Origin of the sequence: Brachybacterium sp., from assembly GCF_052095815.1 — a bacterium.
GTDB lineage: Bacteria > Actinomycetota > Actinomycetes > Actinomycetales > Dermabacteraceae > Brachybacterium.
On sequence record NZ_JBQDLF010000022.1, the window covers coordinates 40,670 to 61,000 of the forward strand.

Genomic DNA, 20,331 nt, shown 5'->3' on the forward strand with positions numbered 1-20,331 from the left:
CGCGCCGTCGGACGGGGTCGCCGCCCGGCGGCTCACGCCTCCAGAGCGAGGGCGAGGGGCAGCACCGGTCCGGACCCGGCACGTCGCAGCGCGCGGGCGGCGACGGTCATCGTCCAGCGCGAGGAGATGGTGTCGTCCACCAGCAGCAGCGGAGCCCCCTCCTGCGCCTCGAGCTGCTGCTGCAGCTCCTCGGTGACCACGAAGCGGTCCCAGAGGTCTGCCAGCCGGAAGGCACTGTTCCCGCCCGCGCGCAGGGGCGCGGCGCCCGGGGCGAGCCCGAGCTGCCCGAGGTCGGCGAGCCGGCCCACGGACGCGATGCCAGCGGCGAGGGAGCTCACCAGATGCGGACGGGTCAGCGACGGGACCGCGACCACGGCCGCCGGGCGCTGCTCCCAGTCCCAGGCGGCGAGCACCTCGACGATGCGACGTCCCAGCGCCTCCGGCACCTCGGAGTCCACCGGACGGCCCTCCTCGTCGGTGCGCAGCACCTGACGCAGCAGAGCAGCCCAGCCGAGGTCGGAGGAACGCGCCAGCGCCCGTCCCTCCTCGGCGCGCAGTCCCGCCGGGATGTTCCCGCGCGGGGTGCGCCCGTTCTCGTCGACCACGCCCAGGCGGTCCAGCCCCTGGGGCCACTGCGCGCGCGGAGCCACCGGCACCCCGACCCGCTCCAGCAGCGCGGAGACCTGCTCCGCAGCGCTGCCCTGCTCCGGGGAGGGCAGCGCTGATCCCGTGCCCGGCCCCGGGTACCAGGGGCCCGCGCAGATATCGCAGCGACCGCAGGGGGTCGCGGTGTCATCATCGAGCTGCCGGGCGAGGAACAGCATCCGGCACTGCTGCGGATCCCCGCTGCGCAGCCGCTCGTACTCGAGCATCGCCTGCTGCTCCTCGCGGCGTGCTCGGGCGACGTTCTCGTAGCGCGGCCCGTCGTAGGTCCAGGGCGTTCCGGTCGCGATCCAGCCGCCCTTGACGTTCTGCACCGCTCCGTCGACCGCGAGCACCTTCAGCAGCAGCTCGAGTGCGGTGCGGCGCACGTCCACTCGTGCTTCGAGCGCCGGGGTGGACAGCGGTCGCTCCGAGGAGGCCAGGGCGCTGAGCACCGCGCTCGCGTTCTCCTGGGAGGGCATCGATGCAGTCGCGAAGTACTCCCAGATCGCGCGATCCTCCCGGCCGGGCAGCAGCAGCACGTCCGCGGTCTCGGTGGCACGACCGGCACGGCCCACCTGCTGGTAGTAGGCGACGGGCGAGCTCGGTGCGCCGAGGTGGACCACGAACCCCAGATCCGGCTTGTCGAACCCCATGCCCAGCGCGCTGGTGGCCGCGAGCGCTTTGACCTCGTTGTCCTTCAGCGCCCGTTCCAGCTCGGCTCGCTCCTCCGGATCGGTGCGGCCGGTGTAGGCGCGCACCCGGCGGTCCGGGCGGTCCAGCAGCTCAGCGAGGTCCTCCGCCGCGGAAACCGTGAGGGTGTAGATGATGCCCGAGCCCGGCAGCTGGTCCAGATGCTCCACCAGATAGGACAGGCGGGCCCGATCGTCATCGAGCGAGAGCGACCCCAGGCGCAGCGACGCGCGGGTCAGCGGGCCGCGCAGGGTGAGCACCTCGCTCTCGGCGTCGGTGCCCTGCGGTGCCTGGACGCCCAGCTGCTCGGCGACATCCGCGACCACCCGCGAGTTCGCGGTCGCGGTGGTCGCGAGCACCGGCACGTCCGGGCCGAGCTCGGCGACCAGATCCCGCAGCCGGCGGTAGTCGGGCCGGAAGTCATGGCCCCAGTCGGAGATGCAGTGGGCCTCATCGATCACCAGCAGGCCGCAGCGCTCCACCAGGCGAGGCAGCTGCTCCTCCCGGAAGCGGGGATTGACCAGCCGCTCGGGGGAGACCAGCAGCACATCGATCTGGTCCGCGGCCAGAGCCTGCTCGATATCGGACCACTCGGTGGGGTTCGCGGAGCTGATCGCCTCCGCCCGCACCCCGGCGCGGCGGGCGGCGGCGACCTGGTCGCGCATGAGGGCGATCAGCGGCGAGACGATCAGGGCCGGACCAGCACCCCGACGGCGCTGCAGCAGCGCGGCCAGGAAGTACACCGCGGACTTGCCCCAGCCGGTGCGCTGGACCACCAGCACCCGACGCCGGTCCTGGACCAGCGCGGAGATCGCCTCGAACTGCCCGTCGTGGAAGTCTGCCCCCACGTGACCGGTCAGCGCTTCGAGCGCCTCGCGGGCCTCCTCGCGGAGGGAGAGTGCAGGGGAGGTGGGGGAGTCGATGCCGGCAGTCATGCCCTCAGTGTGACAAGTCCGCACGACGGATGAGTCGCGGCGCTCCGCTGAGGAGCTGCGGCACCGCGCCGTCAGTCCTCCGAGGGGCTCTGGGCGGCCTGCTCCTGCTCGAGGCGACGCAGACGCTCCGAGGTCGACTCGCCATCGCGCAGCGGATCCTCCTTGGTGGCCAGCGCGCGGCGCATCCGTGCCTCGAGCTCCTGAGCCTCACGGAGCACGGGATCATCCGACCGCTGCTCGCCGTCCTCAGGGTCGTGGGCGTGGTAATCGATGTTCGGGTCGACGGACATGTCGAGGTCCCTTCATGGTCGGTGGGGGAAGCAGGAGTCTACCGAAGCGACGGGGCGGCACCGCGCGGGGAGCCCGGCGGCTCCGCGGCAGGATAGGTAGGCTCTGCCCGGTGACCCGACGTACCCGCTCCAGCTCCCGTTCCTCGGCCCCCCGCCCGCTCACGGGCTCCCGACTCGGCGAGGCGCTCATCGCCGGCTGGCGGCCGTTGCAGCGGCTCGACGTCGACGGCTTCGCGCTGCTGCGCTCACGCGGCGTCACCAAGCGTGCACACAGCATCATCGCGCTCGACCCCCCGACCTCCCCCGAAGCGCTCGCCGCAGCGCTGGACCGGGTGGAGTCACTGGTCACGATGGCGGGAGAGCATCCTGTCCACCGGATCATCGAGGGCGTCACCCCGGAGGAGCTGGATGAGCTGCTCGCCGCCCGCGGGGACCGCAGCGTCGGCGGCAGCGAGATCCTGGAGCTGGCGCTGTCCGGCGCTCTGCCCCGCCCGCACCCCTCGGCAGTGATCGCCACCGGCGGACTCGACGAGGACTGGTTCGCGGCCGCCTGGCGGCTCGCTCCGCGCGAAGGAGAGGACTCCCGCCGCACGATGCACGACATCCTCGCCGGCACTCCCGCGGTCCAGGTGCGCCTTCCCGCCGGGCAGACGCCGGACGCCGCCGTGGGCCGCGCCGCCCTGGTCGAGGTGGGGAAGGAGACCGTCGCGGTGCTCAACATGGTCGCGGTCGACCCCGCGCAACGACGCCGGGGCCTGGGCCGCGCCCTGTCCGGCACGCTCCTCGCCTTCGCCGCGGTCCAGGGAGCGCAGCGGGTCCTGCTCGAGGTCGAGTCGGACAACACCCCTGCCCGCACCCTGTACCGGGACCTCGGCTTCCGCCGGATCGGCGGCTATCACTACCGGGTGCCGGCAGCGGCAGCCGTTCCGGGGGCGCCGCTCAGCGAGTGAACGGGTGAAGGCTCGTTCACGGAGCTCTGTGGCAGGTCGCAGCTGCTCCGTGGCGCTCAGCGGCGCTCAGCGGCGCCACGCCGGATGCGCCGGGCGGTGGGATCGCGGTGGGATCGGGGGCCATGATCCCGCTCTCCCTTCCCGTGCGCCGGGGCCCGTCGGCCCGCGAGGTCACTGCGTCGACCTAGAATGACCCACATGCCTTCGATCGGACGAGATGACGTCGCACGCCTCGCCGACCTCGCACGGATCCAGCTCACCGATGAGGAGATCGACCGCTTCGCCGGCGAGTTCGACTCCATCATGGATGCTGTCGCCTCCGTGTCCGAGGTCGCCACCGAGGATGTTCCCGCGACGTCCCACCCCATTGCCATGACGAACGTCTTCCGTGAGGACGTCGTCGAGACCACCTTGACCCAGGAGCAGGCGCTCGCCGGCGCTCCTGAGGCGCAGGACGGCCGCTTCGCCGTCCCGCAGATCCTGGGCGAGGAGTGACCCCACAGATGACCCCCCAGAACCAGACCGACATCATCCGCCGCAGCGCCGCCGCCCAGGCCGCCGCGCTGACCGCCGGTGAGATCTCCTCCGAGGAGCTCACCCGCGCCCACCTGGACCGCATCGCCGCCGTCGACGGCGATCTGAACGCTTTCCTCCACGTCAACACCGACGAGGCCCTCGACGCCGCCCGCGAGGTCGACACCCGCCGCGCAGCCGGCGAGCAGCTGCACGGTCTGGCCGGCGTCCCCATCGCCGTCAAGGACGTCGTGGTCACCGAGGGCCAGCCCACCACCGCGGGCTCCAAGATCCTCGAGGGGTGGATCCCTCCCTACGACGCGACCCTGGTCACGGCCCTGCGCAAGGCCGGTCTGCCGATCCTCGGCAAGACCAACATGGACGAGTTCGCGATGGGCTCGTCCACCGAGACCAGCGCCTACGGCCCCACCCGCAACCCTTGGGACCGCGACCGGATCCCCGGCGGCTCCGGCGGCGGCTCCGCCGCGGCAGTGGGCGCCTACGAGGCCCCGCTCGCGATCGGCACCGACACCGGCGGCTCGATCCGTCAGCCTGGCGCCGTCACCGGCACCGTGGGCGTCAAGCCCACCTACGGCTCCGTCTCCCGCTACGGGCTGATCGCCATGGCCAGCTCGCTGGACCAGGCCGGCCCCGTGACCCGCACCGTCGAGGATTCGGCGCTGCTGCATGAGCTGATCGCCGGGCACGACCCGCATGACTCGACCTCCCTCACCGATGCCGTCGGCCCCTTCGCCGCGGCCGCCCGCAGCAAGGACGTCAAGGGCCTGCGCGTGGGTGTCATCGAGGAGCTCGAGGGCGAGGGCTTCGCCCCCGAGGTCAGCGCCCGCTTCGCCGAGTCGCTCGAGCAGCTCGAGCGCGCCGGAGCGGAGATCGTGCGCGTCTCGTGCCCGAACTTCCGCTACGCGCTGGGCGCCTACTACCTGATCATGCCCTCGGAGGCGTCGAGCAACCTCGCGAAGTTCGATGGCATGCGCTTCGGCCTGCGCGTGGTCCCCGAGGACCACCCCACCGCCGAGAACGTCATGAAGGCGACGCGCGGCGCCGGCTTCGGCGACGAGGTCAAGCGCCGCATCCTGCTGGGCACCTACGCCCTGTCGGCCGGCTACTTCGACGCCTACTACGGCAGCGCCCAGAAGGTGCGCACGCTCGTCCAGCGCGACTTCGCCGCCGCCTTCGAACAGGTCGACGTGCTCGCCTCGCCGACCGCCCCGACGGTCGCCTTCCGCCTCGGCGAGAAGGTCGACGATCCCACCGCGATGTACATGAACGACATCGCCACCATCCCCGCCAACCTCGCCGGCGTGCCGGGCATCTCGCTGCCCAGCGGCCTCGCCGAGGACGGCCTGCCCGCCGGCATCCAGTTCCTCGCCCCGGCCCGCGCCGACGAGCGCCTGTACCGCGTGGGCGGCGCCCTGGAGGCACTGCTCGAGGACTCCTGGGGCGGACCCCTGCTGGCCAAGGCCCCCGAGCTCACCGGAGGAGCGAACTGATGAGCACTGCATCCGATATCGAACTCGTCGACTACGACGAGGCCATCTCGCGCTTCGACCCCGTGCTCGGCATCGAGGTCCACGTCGAGCTGGGCACCGCCACCAAGATGTTCGACGGCGCGCCGAACATCTTCGCGGCCGAGCCGAACACGGCGATCACCCCCACCTCGCTCGGCCTGCCCGGCGCGCTGCCGGTCGTGAACCACAAGGCCGTCGAGTACGCGATCAAGATCGGTCTGGCGCTGAACTGCTCGATCGCCGAGACCTGCCGCTTCTCGCGCAAGCAGTACTTCTACCCCGACCTCACGAAGAACTTCCAGACCTCGCAGTACGACGAGCCCATCGCCTATGAGGGCTGGGTCGACATCGAGCTGGAGGATGGCGAGATCATCCGGGTCGAGATCGAGCGCGCCCACATGGAGGAGGACGCCGGCAAGAACACCCACGTCGGGGGCTCCACCGGGCGCATCCACGGAGCGACTCACTCGCAGGTCGATTACAACCGCGCCGGTGTGCCGCTGGTCGAGATCGTCACCAAGCCGATCCCGAACACCAAGGGGCGCGCCCCCGAGGTCGCCGCGGCCTACGTGCGCACCCTGCGCGACATCTTCCGGGCGCTGGACGTCTCCGAGGCGAAGATGGAGCGCGGCAATGTGCGCGCCGACATCAACGTCTCCCTGCGGGACAGCCCCGAGGCGGAGCTGGGCACCCGCACCGAGACGAAGAACGTGAACTCCTTCCGCTCGATCGAGCGCACGGTCCGCTACGAGATCTCCCGCCAGGCGGGCGTGCTCGATGCCGGCCAGAAGGTCATCCAGGAGACGCGCCACTTCCACGAGGACACCGGCGGCACCTCCTCGGGTCGCCCGAAGTCCGATGCGGAGGACTACCGCTACTTCCCCGAGCCGGACCTCGTGCCGGTCGCGCCGAGCCGGGAGTGGGTCGAGGAGATTCGCACGAGCCTGCCCGAGCTGCCCGCCGCGCGTCGGCGTCGTCTGCGAGGCGAATGGGGCTTCAGCGACCTCGAGATGCGGGACGTCATCAATGCCGACGCCCTCGATCTCATCGAGGCGACCGTCGCCGCCGGTGCGAGTGCGCAGAGCGCCCGCAAGTGGTGGATGGGTGAGCTGGCCCGCATCGCGAAGGACCGCGACCTCGACATCACAGCCCTCGACGTCACTCCTGCCCAGGTCGCCGAGCTGCAGAGCCTGGTCGACGGGAAGAAGATCAACGACAAGATCGCCAAGCAGGTCCTCACCAAGGTGCTCGAGGGCCAGGGCGACCCGACCGCGATCGTCGAGGCCGAGGGCCTCGCAGTGGTCTCCGACGACTCGGTGCTCACCGGCGCCGTGGATCAGGCGATCGCCGACAACCCCGATGTGGTCGCGAAGATCCGCAGCGGCAAGGTCCAGGCCATCGGCGCCCTCATCGGCCCGATCATGAAGGCCACCCGCGGCCAGGCCGACGCCGGCCGCGTGCGCGAGATCATCATGGAGAAGCTCGGCGTGAGCTGAGGTCCGTGATCTGTGGACGGCCCGACCCCGCCTCAGGCGGGGCCGGGCCGTCCGCCGTTCCGGGTCCAGGCCCGGGTACAGGTGCGGGCTCTGCTCGGGCTCGGGCTCGGGCTCGGGCTCTGGGGCGGTGGCGGGCACCGGCACCGCCGACGGGCGGCGTCGTTGTGAACGACCGCATACCAAAGGTCAAGACTTGGTAAATTGTCTCGGTGCCAGATTGTCCGACAAAGGGGAGCCTCCGGCCACGCTTCGGCCATGTGGCCAGCGAGAACCCACCTCTCCTGCGCCGCCCACAGCACTGACTCACCGGTATCTCAGCGTCTGTACAGTCGTCGATGCCCGTGCGCCAGCGCCTCCCCGGATCGTCGGGTGACGGCAGCGGCGCCATGACACCGACACCACAGGCGGACCATCCCGCCGGAGGAGAACGCGCCCGATGACAGGCATAGACGCAGCCGTGGAACGATACTTCGGCCCGATCGCGGACTGGCTCAGCGCCGTCGTGTTCTTCGAGGTCCCGGTCTTCGGCGGAGTGCCCGTCATCGTGGTCTGGCTGATGGCCGCCGCGGTGTTCCTCACGGTCTGGCTGCGCTTCCAGCCGATCACCGGGCTCAAGCACTCGATCCGGGTGATCCGCGGGCGATACACCGCCAAGACCGATCCGGGGGAGGTCTCGAGCTACCAGGCGCTGGCCACCGAGCTCTCGGGCACGGTGGGGCTGGGCAACATCGCCGGCGTCGCGGTGGCGATCAGCGCGGGAGGGCCGGGTGCGGCGCTGTGGATCGCGATCTTCGGCTTCTTCGCGATGAGCGTGAAGATGGCCGAAGCCACCCTTGGAGTGCTGTTCCGCAAGGTCAACGAGGACGGGACCACCGAGGGCGGCCCCATGTACTACCTGCGGGATGGCCTCGCCTCGATCGGCCGCAAGCGCCTGGGCGGCGTGCTGGCGGTCCTGTATGCGGTCTTCGCCCTGGTCGGTGTGTTCGGTGCCGGAAACCTCTTCCAGGCCAATCAGGTCGCAGCCATCATCTCCGGCGCGACGGGCAGCGGCTTCCTGCAGGGGAACAGCTGGGTCATCGGGGTGGTGCTCGCGGTGCTCGCTGGCGCCGTGGTGCTCGGCGGCGTGAAGTCGATCGCGCGCTGGACCTCCGCACTCACACCTGCCATGGCCGTGCTCTACACCGCCTGCATCCTGATCATCCTGGCTGTCAACATCACTGCCGTCCCGCAGGCCTTCGGTCAGATCTTCACCGGTGCCTTCACGGCGGACGGAGTCACCGGCGGCATCATCGGCGTCGCCGTGATCGGCATCCAGCGAGCCCTGTTCTCCAACGCGGCGGGTGTCGGATCTGCCGGGATGGCGCACAGCGCCTCGAAGACCAAGGAGCCCGCCACCGAGGGCTTCACCGCGATGTGGGAGCCGCTGGTCGACTCGATCGGCATCTGCATGCTTACCGCCCTCGCGATCGTGGTCACCGGCGTGTACACCACCGGAGACGCCGACGGAGTGGCCCTCACCGCGAGCGCCTTCGCGACGGTGACCGGCTGGTTCCCCATCCTGCTCACCATCGCGGTGACGCTGTTCGGCTTCTCGACGATCCTCGCCTACGCCTACTACGGCGAGCTGAACGCGATGTTCCTCTTCGGCAGCAGCAACGGCGTGAAGACCGGGTTCCGCATCATCTGGGTGCTGGCCATCGTGGTCGGTGCAGCGATCTCGCTGGACTCGGTGATCGCCTTCTCCGACGCCATGTTCTTCCTCATGGCCCTCCCGAACCTGCTCGGCATCTACTTCCTCGCCCGCGTGCTGCGGCTGGAGATCCTGCGTCACAAGTACCGCGTGAGCATCGGCGCGTTGGAAGAGGTCGAACCCGCGCTCCAGGTGGGCATGGGCGACCATGAGCCCACCCCCGAGCAGGTTGCGGCTGAGCGCGTGCGGACCCTGACCGAGGAGCTGCGGCTGTCGGATCTGCATCGACAGCTCGCCGAGGACCCGGACTTCCCGGTTCGTGCGGACCACCACGACGAAGAGCTCACCTCTCCGATGGGCGCACCGGAGGGGTGGGGCCTGGCGATCGATCCCGACGCAGCGCAGGACCTCGACGCAGCGCCGGACCTCGACGGCGATGCTCTCGCGAAGGACCCGGCCGGGAGGTGACCTCGGGCAGGGGAGGTGCTGAGCCGGCCCCTGCCGGGTGGACCCGCCGAGCGACGCCGATTACCGTCATCCGGAGGTCCACCCGGAACCGTCCGGGACGAGCACGGGCCGGCAGCGTTGCACTGGGGGAACGGCCGTCATGAGCATGCAGGGGACCAGGGGCGTGCGCAGAGCTGCGCGCAGTCTGTGCCGGAGCACCACCCGGGGGGCTGCGCTGGTCGCTGTCGCAGCTCTCGCGCTGGCGGGCTGCACGCGCGGCGGCGATGAGCCGACGCAGCCGTCCGCGCCGAGTCCGACGACCACGCAGCAGCCCGGTGCGACGACTCCGGCCCCGTCCGAGTCCGAGGAGACCGCGCCCGGCGCGGAGGGCGCTGACCCTGCGGCGAGCGACGGGGGAGGAGCACACACCGCCGATCCCACCGACCCCGGCAGCCACTACCTCTTCCTGCCCCTCCTCGACGGCGCCGAGAAGGTCCCCGCCGAGGAGGTCGGCAGCCAGGTCAGCACCTTCCTGGAGGCCACGGTGAGCAACCCGGACTGTCCCGGTGACGTTCTCCTCGGGGAGCAGATCAGGTGCACCGGGGGCAGCATCGAAGGAGACGCCCTTGAGGATGTCTCCGAAACCTGGGATGTGGCCCTGGTGCGAACCACCAACGGGAACACCGCCCTGATCGTGCGCGCCGCCGCCGAGGACGCCGGGGAGCTCCGGCTGCAGGCAGACCAGACTTTCCACTTCGCCTATCTGGTGGGCCAGGACGAGACCCCCGAGACGATCGCCGCCGCGACCGAGGAGGGCTTCCGCGCGACCCAGGTCAGCGACGGGCCCTCCGATGTGGAGATCACCGCAGCCTGCGACGAGGGCGAGGAGTTCGAGCGCTCGATGGTCTGCGAGGTCGAGGGCGAGCGACCCGCCGACGCCGCGGGCACCTGGTTCGGGATCGGCCACGACAGCTTCATCGAGGACTCGGCGGTCTACCTCTTCGTGGAGCAGACGGGACGTTAGACGACCAGAGACCTCACCGTCCGCTGTCCGGATGGTGACACCGGCATCTCGCATGGCGGCGTAGCATGCCTGCATGGTTCAGCTCCGTTCCCGCACCTCGACCCACGGCCGCAATATGGCCGGCGCTCGCGCCCTGTGGCGCGCCACCGGCATGAAGAGCGGCGACTTCGGCAAACCGATCATCGCGATCGCGAACTCCTACACCCAGTTCGTGCCGGGCCACGTCCACCTCAAGAACATGGGGGACCTGGTCGCCGGGGCGATCGAGGAGGCCGGCGGTGTCTCCAAGGAGTTCAACACCATCGCCGTGGATGACGGCATCGCCATGGGCCACGGCGGCATGCTCTACTCGCTGCCCAGCCGCGACATCATCGCTGACTCCATCGAGTACATGGTCAACGCCCACACCGCGGACGCGCTGGTGTGCATCTCCAACTGCGACAAGATCACCCCGGGCCACATGATGGCCGCGATGCGGCTGAACATCCCCGTCGTGTTCGTCTCTGGCGGCCCCTCGGAGTCCGGCAAGCCGATCGAGGGCGTCACCGAGCACCGCATCGACCTGGTCGATGCGATGTCGCTGTCGGCCGATGACTCCATCACCGACGCACAGCTGGCGGAGGTGGAGGAGAACGCCTGCCCCACCTGCGGCTCCTGCTCCGGCATGTTCACCGCGAACTCGATGAACTGCCTCACCGAGGTGCTCGGCCTCTCCCTGCCGGGCAACGGCACCACGCTCGCCACGCACGCCTTCCGCAAGGAGCTCTTCCTCGAGGCCGGGCGGAAGATCGTCGAGCTCTCCAAGCGCTACTACGAGGACGGCGACGAGTCGGTGCTGCCGCGCTCGATCGCGACCAAGGCCGCGTTCGGGAACGCCATGGCGATGGACGTGGCGATGGGCGGCTCGACAAACACCATCCTGCACATACTCGCCGTCGCGATCGAGGGCGGCGTCGACTTCGGCCTGGACGACATCGACCGCATCTCGCGCCTGGTGCCCACCCTGTCCAAGGTCGCCCCGAACGGCACCGCGCACGTGGAGGACGTCCACCGCGCCGGGGGGATCCCCGCGATCCTCGGCGAGTTGGACCGGGCCGGACTGCTGGACCACTCCATCCACACCGTCCACTCCCCGGACCTCGCCAGCTGGCTCGCGGAGTGGGATATCCGCGGCGGCACCGCCTCGAAGAAGGCCGAGGCGCTCTTCCACGCCGCCCCCGGCGGAGTGCGCACCACCCAGGCCTTCTCGACCACGAACACCTGGGACGAGTTGGACACCGACGGGGAGAACGGCGTGGTCCGCTCCGTCCCGCACGCCTACACCAAGGACGGCGGCCTCGCCGTGCTCAAGGGCAACCTCGCGCGGGACGGTGCGGTGTTCAAGACCGCCGGCATCACCGAGGATCTCTTCCACTTCGAGGGCACCGCGGTGGTCTGCGACTCCCAGGAGGTGGCCGTCCAGAAGATCCTCGACAAGACGGTCAAGGCCGGCGACGTCGTGGTGATCCGCTACGAGGGTCCGCAGGGCGGTCCCGGCATGCAGGAGATGCTCTACCCGACCTCGTTCCTCAAGGGGCGGGGCCTGGGTAAGACCTGTGCCCTGATCACCGACGGCCGCTTCTCCGGCGGCACCAGCGGCGTCTCCATCGGCCACATCTCGCCGGAGGCGGCCGAGGGCGGGCTGATCGGTCTGATCGAGGACGGCGACAAGATCATCATGGATGTCGACAAGCGCCTGCTCGAGCTGGATGTGCCCGAGGACGAGCTCGAGCGCCGCCGCGCGGCGAAGGGCCCGCTGCCGTGGCGCCCTGAGAACCGCGACCGCAAGGTCTCCCAGGCGCTCAAGGTCTACGCCCACCTGGTGCGCTCGGCGACCTACGGCGCCACCCGCCGGCACCTGGACTGAGGCTCTGGACTGAGGCTCTGGACTGAGCCGAGCAGGTCTCCATCCCCTCTGAGCTGTCGCCTGGCACATGCCGTGGCGACAGCTCAGAGGGGATGCTCGTGAGTTGCGTGAGTTGCGTGAGTTGCGTGAGTTGCGTGAGTTGCGTGTGCTGCGTGGGGTGCGGCGCGGGAAGCGTGGACGGCGTGGGCTACGGCGTTGCGGGACGCCAGCTCCTGCCCGCTATCCCATCCCTCAGGCGCCCAGCACGGAGCGGTAGCGGTCCACCGCGATCTCGGCGATCAACGGGTGGTCTCCCAGCGGCGCCGCCACCAGATCCGCGCCGACCTGCCGCAGCTGGGCATGGAAGTAGCCGGGAGCCAGCAGATAGGTGGCGACCACCACCCGGGCTCCGGTGCGCTTCCGAGCCTGGGTCACGGCATCGGCGACCGTGGGCTGCGCCGCGGCGATGAAGCCGACGGTCACCTCGCGCTGGAGCCGTGCGGAGAGCAGCGCGCCCATCTGCGCGGCCATCTCCTGCCCCGCCCGGTCGCGGGTGCCGGCGACCGCCATCACCACTGCGTCATCAGGCTGGGCCCCTGCCTCCTGAAGTCGCTGGGCCATCACCTCGGCGAGCCGGGGATCAGGGCCGAGAGGCGCTGCGGCCAGCGCTTCGTGACCGGCGACAGCGCCGGCGATGTCCTCGCCCACGTGGAAACCGGTGGATAGCAGCAGCGGCACCACCACCGCGGCCGGCGGGGTGTCCTCCTCGCGGGTGCGCACGGTGGTGCTCGCCGGCGCCAGTTGGGTCACGACCTCGGCGACCTCCGGGCTCTGCACATCCACGTACGCCTCCCGCACGGCGACGGAGGGGAGCTGCTCGGCGATCCGGCGCAGGATCGCCCGGATCACGTCACGGCCCTCGCGCAGCCGGGTGCCGTGCGCGCAGCCGATGAGCACGGGCACCGCGGCGCGGTCCGCCAGCTCGGTCGCAGGCAGCGCCTCCCGCCCCGCCCCGCGTACCGGAGCGGCAGGGGAGTCGGTGGCGCCGGGAGCGGCAGGGAAGTCGGGGGATCCGGGGGAGCCGGGGGAGTGAGCCCCCAGGAACCCCTCGGCCGAGGTGCGGCCCACCGTGATCACCGCGGGATAGCCGATGCCGGCCTCCCGCACCGTCTTCTCGATCGTGGCCAGGGTGCCGCGCACGCTCCGCTGCTCGGGCAGGGTCGCGCTCTGGATCACCGCGACCGGGGTCTCGGGGGCGACGCCGTTCAGCAGCGCTTGGGAGACCAGCCGGGGCAGCCACCCCACGCCCATCATCAGCACGGTGGTGGTGCCGGGATCCCGGAGCGCCGCGAGATCCGCGGGACCGAGATCTCCGTGGGCGTTGACCACGTGCAGAGCGACCGCGGCACCGCGATGGGTGACCGGGACATCCCCGGCCGCGGGGCCGGCGATGGCGGAGGTCACGCCGGGCACCACCTGCACCTCGATGCCGGCGGCGCGGCAGGCCAGGACCTCCTCGCCGCCGCGGCCCAGCAGGAACGGGTCCCCGCCCTTGAGCCGCACCACGCGACGGCCGGCCCGGGCGTGCTCGACCAGCAGCGCCCCGATCTGCTCCTGAGCGCGGGAGGGATGCCCGGGGGTCTTGCCCACGTCGATCAGCGTCACCTCCGTGCCCAGCCGCTCGGTGAGGCCGCGCGGTCCCAGCCGGTCCACGACCACCACGTCCGCCTGCTGCAGCAGGTGCAGCCCGCGCACGGTGATCAGGTCGAGGGCGCCGGGCCCGCCGCCCACCAGCGCCACGGCACCGGGGGAGAGCGTCGCGTCGCCCAGCACCCCGTCGAATGAGGGGAGGGCGGCGGTCATGGGGCGATCCCGGTGGCGCCGGCTGCGAGAGGTCGGGGCGTGGCGGAGACCAGCACCCGGCCGTCCCGCACCTGCGCCTCGTGCACTGCGATCGGGAGCTTTTCGCCGCCGCCGGCGTCGAGCACCTCACCGGTGTCGAGGTTCCAGGCCTGCTTGTACATCGGTGAGGCGATCGTGGGCACCAGTTCCCCGGGCTCCTCACCGTCACTGCTGACCTCATGCGAGCCGATCAGCCCGCGTGAGAGCACGTTGGTCCCGGAGTACGGGTCGCGTTGCTGGCAGGCGCGTACAGAGTCGTCGACCAGGCGGAACACCGCCACCTGGTCGTCTCCGAGCAGCGCCGCGGCACCGCGCTCGACCGAGAGGTCGCTGAGTGCGCAGACATCGATCATGGTCTGGTCCTGGGTGGTCATCAGCGGATCTCCTCGCCGTCGACGGAATCGCCCAGCGGGCTGGTCGCCCCCAGGCTGAGTGAGGCCAGTGCCCGTGCCCGGACAGGGTCGGGCGCGGTGTGCTGGTCCATCTCGTTCGCCGGTCGCATCTGACCGCGCTCGGGCACCCAGGCGAGATCCGGATCGGCCACTCCGGGGGCGTTGATGAAGGAGACGAACTTGGCCATGCGCTGCGGGTCGTCGAGGGTGGCGGTCCACTCATCCTCATAGGTCGCGACGTGGTTGGCCATCTGCGCCTCGAGCTCCTCGCCGATGCCGAGGGAGTCCTCGACGATCACCCGGCGCAGCTCCTCGATCCCGCCCGCGCGGTCCTCGACCCAGCGCGCGGTGCGCTGGACCTTGTCGGCCTCTTGGATGTACAGCATCAGGAAGCGGTCTATGCACTTGACGAGGGTCTCGTCATCGAGGTCCTCGATGAGCAGCTGGGCGTGGGCAGGCTGGGCGCCGCCGTTGCCGCCGACGTACAGGTTCCAGCCCTTGGTCGTCGCGATCACGCCGACGTCCTTCGCGCGGGCCTCGGCACACTCGCGTGCACAGCCGGAGACCCCGACCTTGAGCTTGTGCGGGGAGCGCAGGCCGCGGTATCGCCGCTCGAGCGCGACGGCCATCGAGGTGGAGTCCTGCACGCCGTAGCGGCACCAGGTGGAGCCCACACAGGACTTCACCATCCGCAGCGACTTCCCGTAGGCGTGGCCGGATTCGAAGCCAGCATCGACCAGGCGCCGCCAGATCTCGGGCAGCTGATCCAGCCGCGCCCCGAACATGCCGATCCGCTGGGCGCCGTTGAGCTTGAGGTACAGGCCGTAGTCGATGGCGACCTGGGCGAGGACCAGCAGCTGCTCGGGCGTGACCTCTCCGGCGGGCATCCGGGGGATCACCGAATAGGTGCCGTTCTTCTGGATGTTCGCCATCACGTGGTCGTTGGTGTCCTGGAGCGATCCCAGCTGCTCGCCGACAGGCGAGTGCAGGCGCCCGGAGGTGGTGCCGAGGCTCGACAGCAGCGAGGCGACGACCGGCTTGCACACCGCGCAGCCGCGGCCCCGGCCGAAGGCGGTGACGATCTCGGTGAAGGTCTGCTGACCGCCCTCCTTGACCAGCTGGTACAGCTCGGCGCGGGAATGGGCGAAGTGCTCGCACATCGCGGTGGAGACCGCGATGCCAGAGCGCTCGAGCTCCTTGTTCAGCAGCTTCGTCAGGGTGGGCACGCACGAGCCGCACACCGTGCCCGCGGTCGTGCACTCCTTGACCTCGCCGAGCGTGGTGCAGCCATGCTCGGTCACCGAGGCGCGGATGGTGCCTGCGGAGACGTTGTTGCAGGAGCAGACCACCGCATCGTCGGGCAGCTCGGCATCGGCCATCGCGTCCCCGCCCTCGGGGGCGATCACGGCCGACGGGTCCGCGCCCAGGGCGCGGCCGATCAGAGGGCGCAGCTGGGAGAACAGCTCGATGTCTCCCACGAACACGCCGCCCAGCAGCACCTTCGCATCATCGGACATCACCAGCTTGCGGTACTTGCGGTTCACGGGGTCAACGAAGGCGACCTCGAGGGCTCCGGCGGTGACGGCGTTGACGTCGCCGAAGGCGGCGGCGTCCACCCCCACTCCCTTGAGCTTGGTGCCGTCGTCCTTGCGCTGATGGGTGCGGGTGCCGCCCAGGAAGCGGTCCACGACCACATCGGCCATGTCGTTGCCCGGGGCGATGAGCCCGGCGCAGGCCTCCTGGAAGGAGGCGCATTCGCCGATCGCCCAGATCGCGGGGTCGGAGGTCTGGCAGGAATCGCCGACGACCACGCCGCCGCGCTCGCCGATCGCGAGCCCCGCCTCGCGGGCGAGCCGGTCCCGGGGGCGGATGCCGGTGGAGAAGATGACCACGTCCGCGTCGAGGGTGGAGTCGTCGGAGAGCACTGCGGTGCCGACCTGTCCGTCCCCGGCGGGCTGGAAGCGGGAGGCGCCGACCCCGGTGCGCACGTCGATGCCCTTGTCCTGGATCAGCAGGCGCAGCATCTCCCCGCCGCCCTGGTCGAGCTGGACCGCCATCACCCGGTCGGCGAACTCGACCACGGTCGAGGCGGCACCGAGATCCTGCAGCGCGGCCGCGGCCTCGAGGCCCAGCACGCCGCCGCCGACCACAACGCCGCGGACCTGGCGTCCCAGCGTCTTCTCGCGGAGCGCCACCCATTCGGCGATCTGCTCGACGTCGCCCACGGTGCGATAGGAGAAGATCCCCGGCAGCTCGCTTCCGTCGGCACGCGGCGCCCAGGCCCAGGAGCCGGTGGCGAGGATCAGCCGGTCGTAGGGAATGGTGGTGCCGGACGTCGTGGTCACGTGAGCGGCGACCCGGTCGATCGTCTCGGCCTTGTCCCCGGTGAGCAGGCTGATGCGCGGGTCCTCCCAGACGGAGACGTCCAGGGAGAGCAGGTCGGCGTTGCGGGAGGCGAACCAGTTCGACAGGTGCACCCGGTCGTAGGGCTGCTGTGGCTCCTCGCCGATGACGGTGAGCGTCCACCGCCCCTCGGGGTCCTGCGCGCGAAGGCGCGCGGCGAAGCGATGACCGGTCATGCCGCCACCGATCACGACGATGCGCTGATCGGCCAGCGGCGCGTGCTCCGCGGGGGCGATGAGTGGGGAGTGTCCTGGGGTGCTCATGGCTGCTGTTCTCGAACCTCTCGGGGGCCGGGTGGCGTCGCTCATAAGGTAGACGACGAAATGCGCTCTCCGCAGGACCTTCGTCGGTCCGGCAGGGCGCCGCGGGTGGCGCGGCACGACCCTGCTGTCCGCCCGGTCTCGCAATCCGGACAGGTGGCCTCTGCGCTGTGAAAAGGCCTAATCTGTCGGCATGCAGAAGATCCTTCTCGTAGTTACCGAGCGCGGCTGACGCCCCTCGTCACTACGAGCTGTCATCCGCGCCCCTCCCGAGTCCCTGGCGGAGGGGCTTTTTCGTGCGTCGGCGACAGCACGGCGGAGGGACGAGGAGGTCCACGCAGCAGTTCACCGCCATGCCCACCGTCCGAGACGACGAAGGAGTTCCGATGAACGGACAGCAGATGACCGGTGCCAAGGCGCTGGTCGAGTCCCTCAAGCTTGCCGGGGCAGAGGTCGTCTTCGGCCTTCCCGGCGGTGCGATCCTGCCGACCTACGACCCGCTGATGGACGCCGAAGGCCTCCGTCATGTGCTGGTTCGCCATGAGCAGGGTGCCGGGCATGCGGCCAGCGGCTATGCCCACGCCACGGGCAAGGTCGGTGTGTGCCTGGCGACCTCCGGTCCCGGCGCGACCAACCTCATCACGGCGATCGCCGATGCCCAGATGGACTCGATCCCGATGGTGGCGATCACGGGCCAGGTCGGCTCCATGTTCATCGGCACCGATGCCTTCCAGGAGGCGGACATCGTCGGTATGACGATGCCGGTCACCAAGCACAACTTCCTGGTCTCCAAGGCGGAGGACATCCCCAAGGTGATCAAGCAGGCCTTCCACATCGCATCGACCGGTCGACCCGGCGTGGTGCTGGTGGACGTCACCAAGGACGCCCAGCAGGCGATGACCACCTTCGAGTGGCCCGAAGCGCTCGATCTGCCCGGCTACCGCCCCGACCCGCGCCCGCACAGCAAGCAGATCCGTGAGGCGGTCTCGTTGCTGATGGCAGCCAAGCGCCCCGTCTTCCTGCTCGGCGGCGGTGTGCTGCGCGGCCGTGCGACCGAGGAGGTCGGCGAGCTGATCGATGTCTCCGGCGCCCCCTTCGTCACCACGCTGATGGCCCGCGGCGCACTGCCCGACTCCCACCCCAGCCACCTGGGCATGCCGGGCATGCACGGCACCGTCTCCGCGGTCTCGGCCCTGCAGCGCTCCGATCTGATCGTCAACATCGGGGCCCGCTTCGACGACCGCGTGACCGGCGTGCTGGAGTCCTTCGCACCCGGCGCGAAGATCGTCCACGCCGACATCGACCCGGCGGAGATCTCGAAGAACCGTGAGGCAGATGTGCCGATCGTCGGCCAGGCCGCCGAGATCGCCCGCGCTCTGACCGCCGAGCTGCGGGATCGCATCGCGGCCGACGACACCCGTGACTACGAGACCTGGTGGAACACCCTGGACATGCTCCGGGACAACTACCCGCTGGGCTGGACCGAGACCGAGGACGGCTTCACCGCACCCCAGAAGGTGATCTCGCGCATCGGAGCGATCTCCGGACCGGACTCCATCTATGTCGCAGGGGTGGGCCAGCACCAGATGTGGTCCAGCCAGTTCATCAAGTACGAGAACCCCTACACCTGGCTGAACTCGGGGGGCCTGGGCACCATGGGCTACTCGGTGCCGGCGGCGATGGGTGCCAAGGTGGGTCAGCCGGACAAGGTGGTGTGGTCCATCGACGGCGACGGCTGCTTCCAGATGACCAACCAGGAGCTCGCCACCTGCGTCATCAACAACATCCCGATCAAGGTCGCGATCATCAACAACTCGAGCCTCGGCATGGTGCGCCAGTGGCAGAACCTGTTCTACGACAAGCGCTACTCCAACACCGACCTGAACACCGGGCACGGCTCCCGCCGGATCCCCGACTTCGTCAAGCTCGCCGACGCCTATGGCTGCGCCGGACTGCGCTGCGAGCGGGACGAGGACATCGACGCGACCATCCAGCAGGCGATGGAGATCAACGATCGCCCGGTGATCGTGGACTTCACCGTCAGCGCCGACGCGATGGTCTGGCCGATGGTGCCGTCCGGCGTCTCCAACGACGAGATCCAGATCGCGCAGGGCATGAGCCCCGAGTGGGAGAGGGACATCTGATCATGAACGCCATGAGTGCAATGAACGCCGGAAGCTCTGCGGGCGCAGGAAACCCGACGAGCACGTCCGATTACGTCATGACCCCCGAGAACCAGACCCTCTCGGTCCTGGTGGAGAACAAGCCCGGTGCGCTCACCCGCGTCACCGCGCTCTTCTCGCGCCGCGGGTACAACATCTCCTCGCTCGCGGTCGGACCAACCGAGCACCCGGAGATCTCCCGCATCACCGTGGTGGTCGACGTCGATCAGCGGCGTCTCGAGCAGATCACCAAGCAGCTGAACAAGCTGGTGAACGTGCTCAAGATCGTCCAGCTCGACGCCCGGTCCACGGTCCAGCGCGAACTCATCCTGATCAAGGTGACTGCGGACAACTCGACCCGCACCTCGGTGCTGGAGATCGTGCAGATGTTCCGGGCCAAGGTGGTCGATGCGGCCGCCGACTCGGTGACCGTCGAGGCCACCGGCACCCAGGACAAGCTCAGCGCGCTGCTGGGGATGCTCGAGTCCTTCGGCATCCGCGAGATAGTGAAGTCCGGCGAGGTCGCGATCGGTCGGGGTGGACGCGCGATCACCGACCGCAGCCTCTTGGGCTGAAACGCCCGGGCTGAACCTCTAGGGCTGAAACTCCAGGGCTGAACCTCCAGGGCTGGAACTCCGGACCTGAGTCTCCAGGACTGAGACGGCCTCTCACAACGTAAGACACTCGGCGATAGGATCGACCTGTCGCCCGCACCCCGAACACGAAGGAGCACAACGTGGCTGAGATCTTCTACGACGACAACGCCGACCTGTCCATCATCCAGGGCAAGAAGGTCGCGATCGTCGGCTTCGGCTCCCAGGGCCATGCCCACGCGCTGAACCTGCGCGACAGCGGCGTCGAGGTCCGGGTGGGCCTGCGCGAGGGCTCGAAGTCCCGTGCGAAGGCTGAGGAGCAGGGCCTGGGCGTGGGCACCGTCGCCGAGGTCTCCGAGTGGGCGGATCTGATCATGATCCTCACCCCGGACCAGGATCAGCGGAAGGTCTACGCCGAGTCGATCCAGCCGCACCTCGGTGAGGGCAAGGCGCTCGCCTTCGCCCACGGCTTCAACATCCGCTTCGGCTACATCGAGGTCCCCGAGGGCGTCGACGTGCTGCTGA

General features: G+C 70.1%; 15 protein-coding genes. 10 read left to right on the forward strand and 5 right to left on the reverse strand.

Annotated features, from left to right (window positions below; translation table 11 throughout):
• Positions 1 to 32: 32 nt before the first annotated feature.
• Both ACTH43_RS10260 and ACTH43_RS10265 read right to left on the reverse strand, forming a co-directional pair.
• Positions 33 to 2,270: a RecQ family ATP-dependent DNA helicase gene (locus ACTH43_RS10260; protein ID WP_441444800.1), complete on the reverse strand. Its 2,238-nt coding sequence runs from the start codon at positions 2,268 to 2,270 to the stop codon at positions 33 to 35.
• 71 nt (positions 2,271 to 2,341) lie between these two features.
• Positions 2,342 to 2,560 (reverse strand): hypothetical protein, encoded by a 219-nt coding sequence (locus ACTH43_RS10265; RefSeq protein ID WP_441444801.1) that lies wholly within the window; start codon positions 2,558 to 2,560, stop codon positions 2,342 to 2,344.
• A gap of 110 nt (positions 2,561 to 2,670) precedes the next feature.
• Here ACTH43_RS10265 and ACTH43_RS10270 point away from each other — a divergent pair, with 110 nt between their 5' ends.
• The 7 genes from ACTH43_RS10270 (at position 2,671) to ilvD (ending at position 12,115) form a co-directional block, all read left to right on the forward strand.
• Positions 2,671 to 3,510 carry a GNAT family N-acetyltransferase gene (locus ACTH43_RS10270; protein WP_441444802.1) on the forward strand — a complete coding sequence of 280 codons (840 nt, stop codon included), beginning with the start codon at positions 2,671 to 2,673 and terminating at the stop codon, positions 3,508 to 3,510.
• 198 nt (positions 3,511 to 3,708) lie between these two features.
• Positions 3,709 to 4,005, forward strand: coding sequence for an Asp-tRNA(Asn)/Glu-tRNA(Gln) amidotransferase subunit GatC (gene gatC / locus ACTH43_RS10275; RefSeq protein WP_193116046.1), 297 nt, complete (start codon positions 3,709 to 3,711; stop codon positions 4,003 to 4,005).
• 8 nt (positions 4,006 to 4,013) lie between these two features.
• Positions 4,014 to 5,534, forward strand: coding sequence for an Asp-tRNA(Asn)/Glu-tRNA(Gln) amidotransferase subunit GatA (gene gatA / locus ACTH43_RS10280; protein ID WP_441444803.1), 1,521 nt, complete (start codon positions 4,014 to 4,016; stop codon positions 5,532 to 5,534).
• Positions 5,534 to 7,048 carry an Asp-tRNA(Asn)/Glu-tRNA(Gln) amidotransferase subunit GatB gene (gene gatB / locus ACTH43_RS10285; protein ID WP_441444804.1) on the forward strand — a complete coding sequence of 505 codons (1,515 nt, stop codon included), beginning with the start codon at positions 5,534 to 5,536 and terminating at the stop codon, positions 7,046 to 7,048. The genes gatA and gatB overlap by 1 nt, the downstream gene beginning before the upstream one ends.
• Before the next feature lie 436 nt (positions 7,049 to 7,484).
• On the forward strand, positions 7,485 to 9,206 hold the full coding sequence (locus ACTH43_RS10290) for an alanine/glycine:cation symporter family protein (RefSeq protein ID WP_441444805.1): 1,722 nt from the start codon (positions 7,485 to 7,487) through the stop codon (positions 9,204 to 9,206).
• A 139-nt stretch (positions 9,207 to 9,345) separates the two neighbouring features.
• Positions 9,346 to 10,209, forward strand: coding sequence for a hypothetical protein (locus tag ACTH43_RS10295; RefSeq protein ID WP_441444806.1), 864 nt, complete (start codon positions 9,346 to 9,348; stop codon positions 10,207 to 10,209).
• A gap of 73 nt (positions 10,210 to 10,282) precedes the next feature.
• The gene (gene ilvD, locus ACTH43_RS10300) at positions 10,283 to 12,115 is read left to right on the forward strand and encodes a dihydroxy-acid dehydratase (protein ID WP_441444807.1); all 1,833 of its coding nucleotides are present in this window, start codon (positions 10,283 to 10,285) and stop codon (positions 12,113 to 12,115) included.
• 231 nt (positions 12,116 to 12,346) lie between these two features.
• On the opposite strand, the gene cobA is transcribed toward ilvD, so the two are convergent.
• The 3 genes from cobA to nirB are packed head-to-tail and all read right to left on the reverse strand — an operon-like array spanning position 12,347 to position 17,054.
• Positions 12,347 to 13,957 carry a uroporphyrinogen-III C-methyltransferase gene (cobA, locus tag ACTH43_RS10305; RefSeq protein ID WP_441444808.1) on the reverse strand — a complete coding sequence of 537 codons (1,611 nt, stop codon included), beginning with the start codon at positions 13,955 to 13,957 and terminating at the stop codon, positions 12,347 to 12,349.
• On the reverse strand, positions 13,954 to 14,370 hold the full coding sequence (nirD, locus tag ACTH43_RS10310) for a nitrite reductase small subunit NirD (RefSeq protein ID WP_441444809.1): 417 nt from the start codon (positions 14,368 to 14,370) through the stop codon (positions 13,954 to 13,956). The genes cobA and nirD overlap by 4 nt, the downstream gene beginning before the upstream one ends.
• Positions 14,370 to 17,054: a nitrite reductase large subunit NirB gene (nirB, locus tag ACTH43_RS10315; RefSeq protein ID WP_441444810.1), complete on the reverse strand. Its 2,685-nt coding sequence runs from the start codon at positions 17,052 to 17,054 to the stop codon at positions 14,370 to 14,372. Before nirB ends, nirD begins: the two co-directional genes overlap by 1 nt.
• Positions 17,055 to 17,404: 350 nt before the next feature.
• Between nirB and ACTH43_RS10320 the strand changes: the two genes are divergently transcribed.
• The 3 genes from ACTH43_RS10320 to ACTH43_RS10330 all read left to right on the forward strand — a co-directional run.
• Positions 17,405 to 19,195, forward strand: coding sequence for an acetolactate synthase large subunit (locus tag ACTH43_RS10320; RefSeq protein WP_441444811.1), 1,791 nt, complete (start codon positions 17,405 to 17,407; stop codon positions 19,193 to 19,195).
• Between the two features lie 77 nt (positions 19,196 to 19,272).
• A complete protein-coding gene (ilvN, locus tag ACTH43_RS10325; protein ID WP_345080766.1) occupies positions 19,273 to 19,788 on the forward strand; it encodes an acetolactate synthase small subunit in 516 nt (171 codons plus the stop codon).
• 161 nt (positions 19,789 to 19,949) lie between these two features.
• Positions 19,950 to 20,331, forward strand: a 382-nt coding sequence (locus tag ACTH43_RS10330) for an NAD(P)-dependent oxidoreductase (RefSeq protein ID WP_441444812.1), incomplete at its 3' end; no start/stop codon positions are given.

What these genes read in the sequence shown, in the direction of transcription:
- ACTH43_RS10260 (WP_441444800.1), bottom strand. Translation starts at nt 2,270, where the DNA reads ATGACTGCCGGCATCGACTCCCCCACCTCCCCTGCACTCTCCCTCCGC.
- ACTH43_RS10265 (WP_441444801.1), bottom strand. Translation starts at nt 2,560, where the DNA reads ATGTCCGTCGACCCGAACATCGATTACCACGCCCACGACCCTGAGGAC.
- gatC (WP_193116046.1), top strand. Translation starts at nt 3,709, where the DNA reads ATGCCTTCGATCGGACGAGATGACGTCGCACGCCTCGCCGACCTCGCA.
- gatA (WP_441444803.1), top strand. Translation starts at nt 4,014, where the DNA reads ATGACCCCCCAGAACCAGACCGACATCATCCGCCGCAGCGCCGCCGCC.
- gatB (WP_441444804.1), top strand. Translation starts at nt 5,534, where the DNA reads ATGAGCACTGCATCCGATATCGAACTCGTCGACTACGACGAGGCCATC.
- ACTH43_RS10290 (WP_441444805.1), top strand. Translation starts at nt 7,485, where the DNA reads ATGACAGGCATAGACGCAGCCGTGGAACGATACTTCGGCCCGATCGCG.
- ACTH43_RS10295 (WP_441444806.1), top strand. Translation starts at nt 9,346, where the DNA reads ATGAGCATGCAGGGGACCAGGGGCGTGCGCAGAGCTGCGCGCAGTCTG.
- ilvD (WP_441444807.1), top strand. Translation starts at nt 10,283, where the DNA reads ATGGTTCAGCTCCGTTCCCGCACCTCGACCCACGGCCGCAATATGGCC.
- cobA (WP_441444808.1), bottom strand. Translation starts at nt 13,957, where the DNA reads ATGACCGCCGCCCTCCCCTCATTCGACGGGGTGCTGGGCGACGCGACG.
- nirD (WP_441444809.1), bottom strand. Translation starts at nt 14,370, where the DNA reads ATGACCACCCAGGACCAGACCATGATCGATGTCTGCGCACTCAGCGAC.
- nirB (WP_441444810.1), bottom strand. Translation starts at nt 17,054, where the DNA reads ATGAGCACCCCAGGACACTCCCCACTCATCGCCCCCGCGGAGCACGCG.
- ACTH43_RS10320 (WP_441444811.1), top strand. Translation starts at nt 17,405, where the DNA reads ATGCCCACCGTCCGAGACGACGAAGGAGTTCCGATGAACGGACAGCAG.
- ilvN (WP_345080766.1), top strand. Translation starts at nt 19,273, where the DNA reads ATGACCCCCGAGAACCAGACCCTCTCGGTCCTGGTGGAGAACAAGCCC.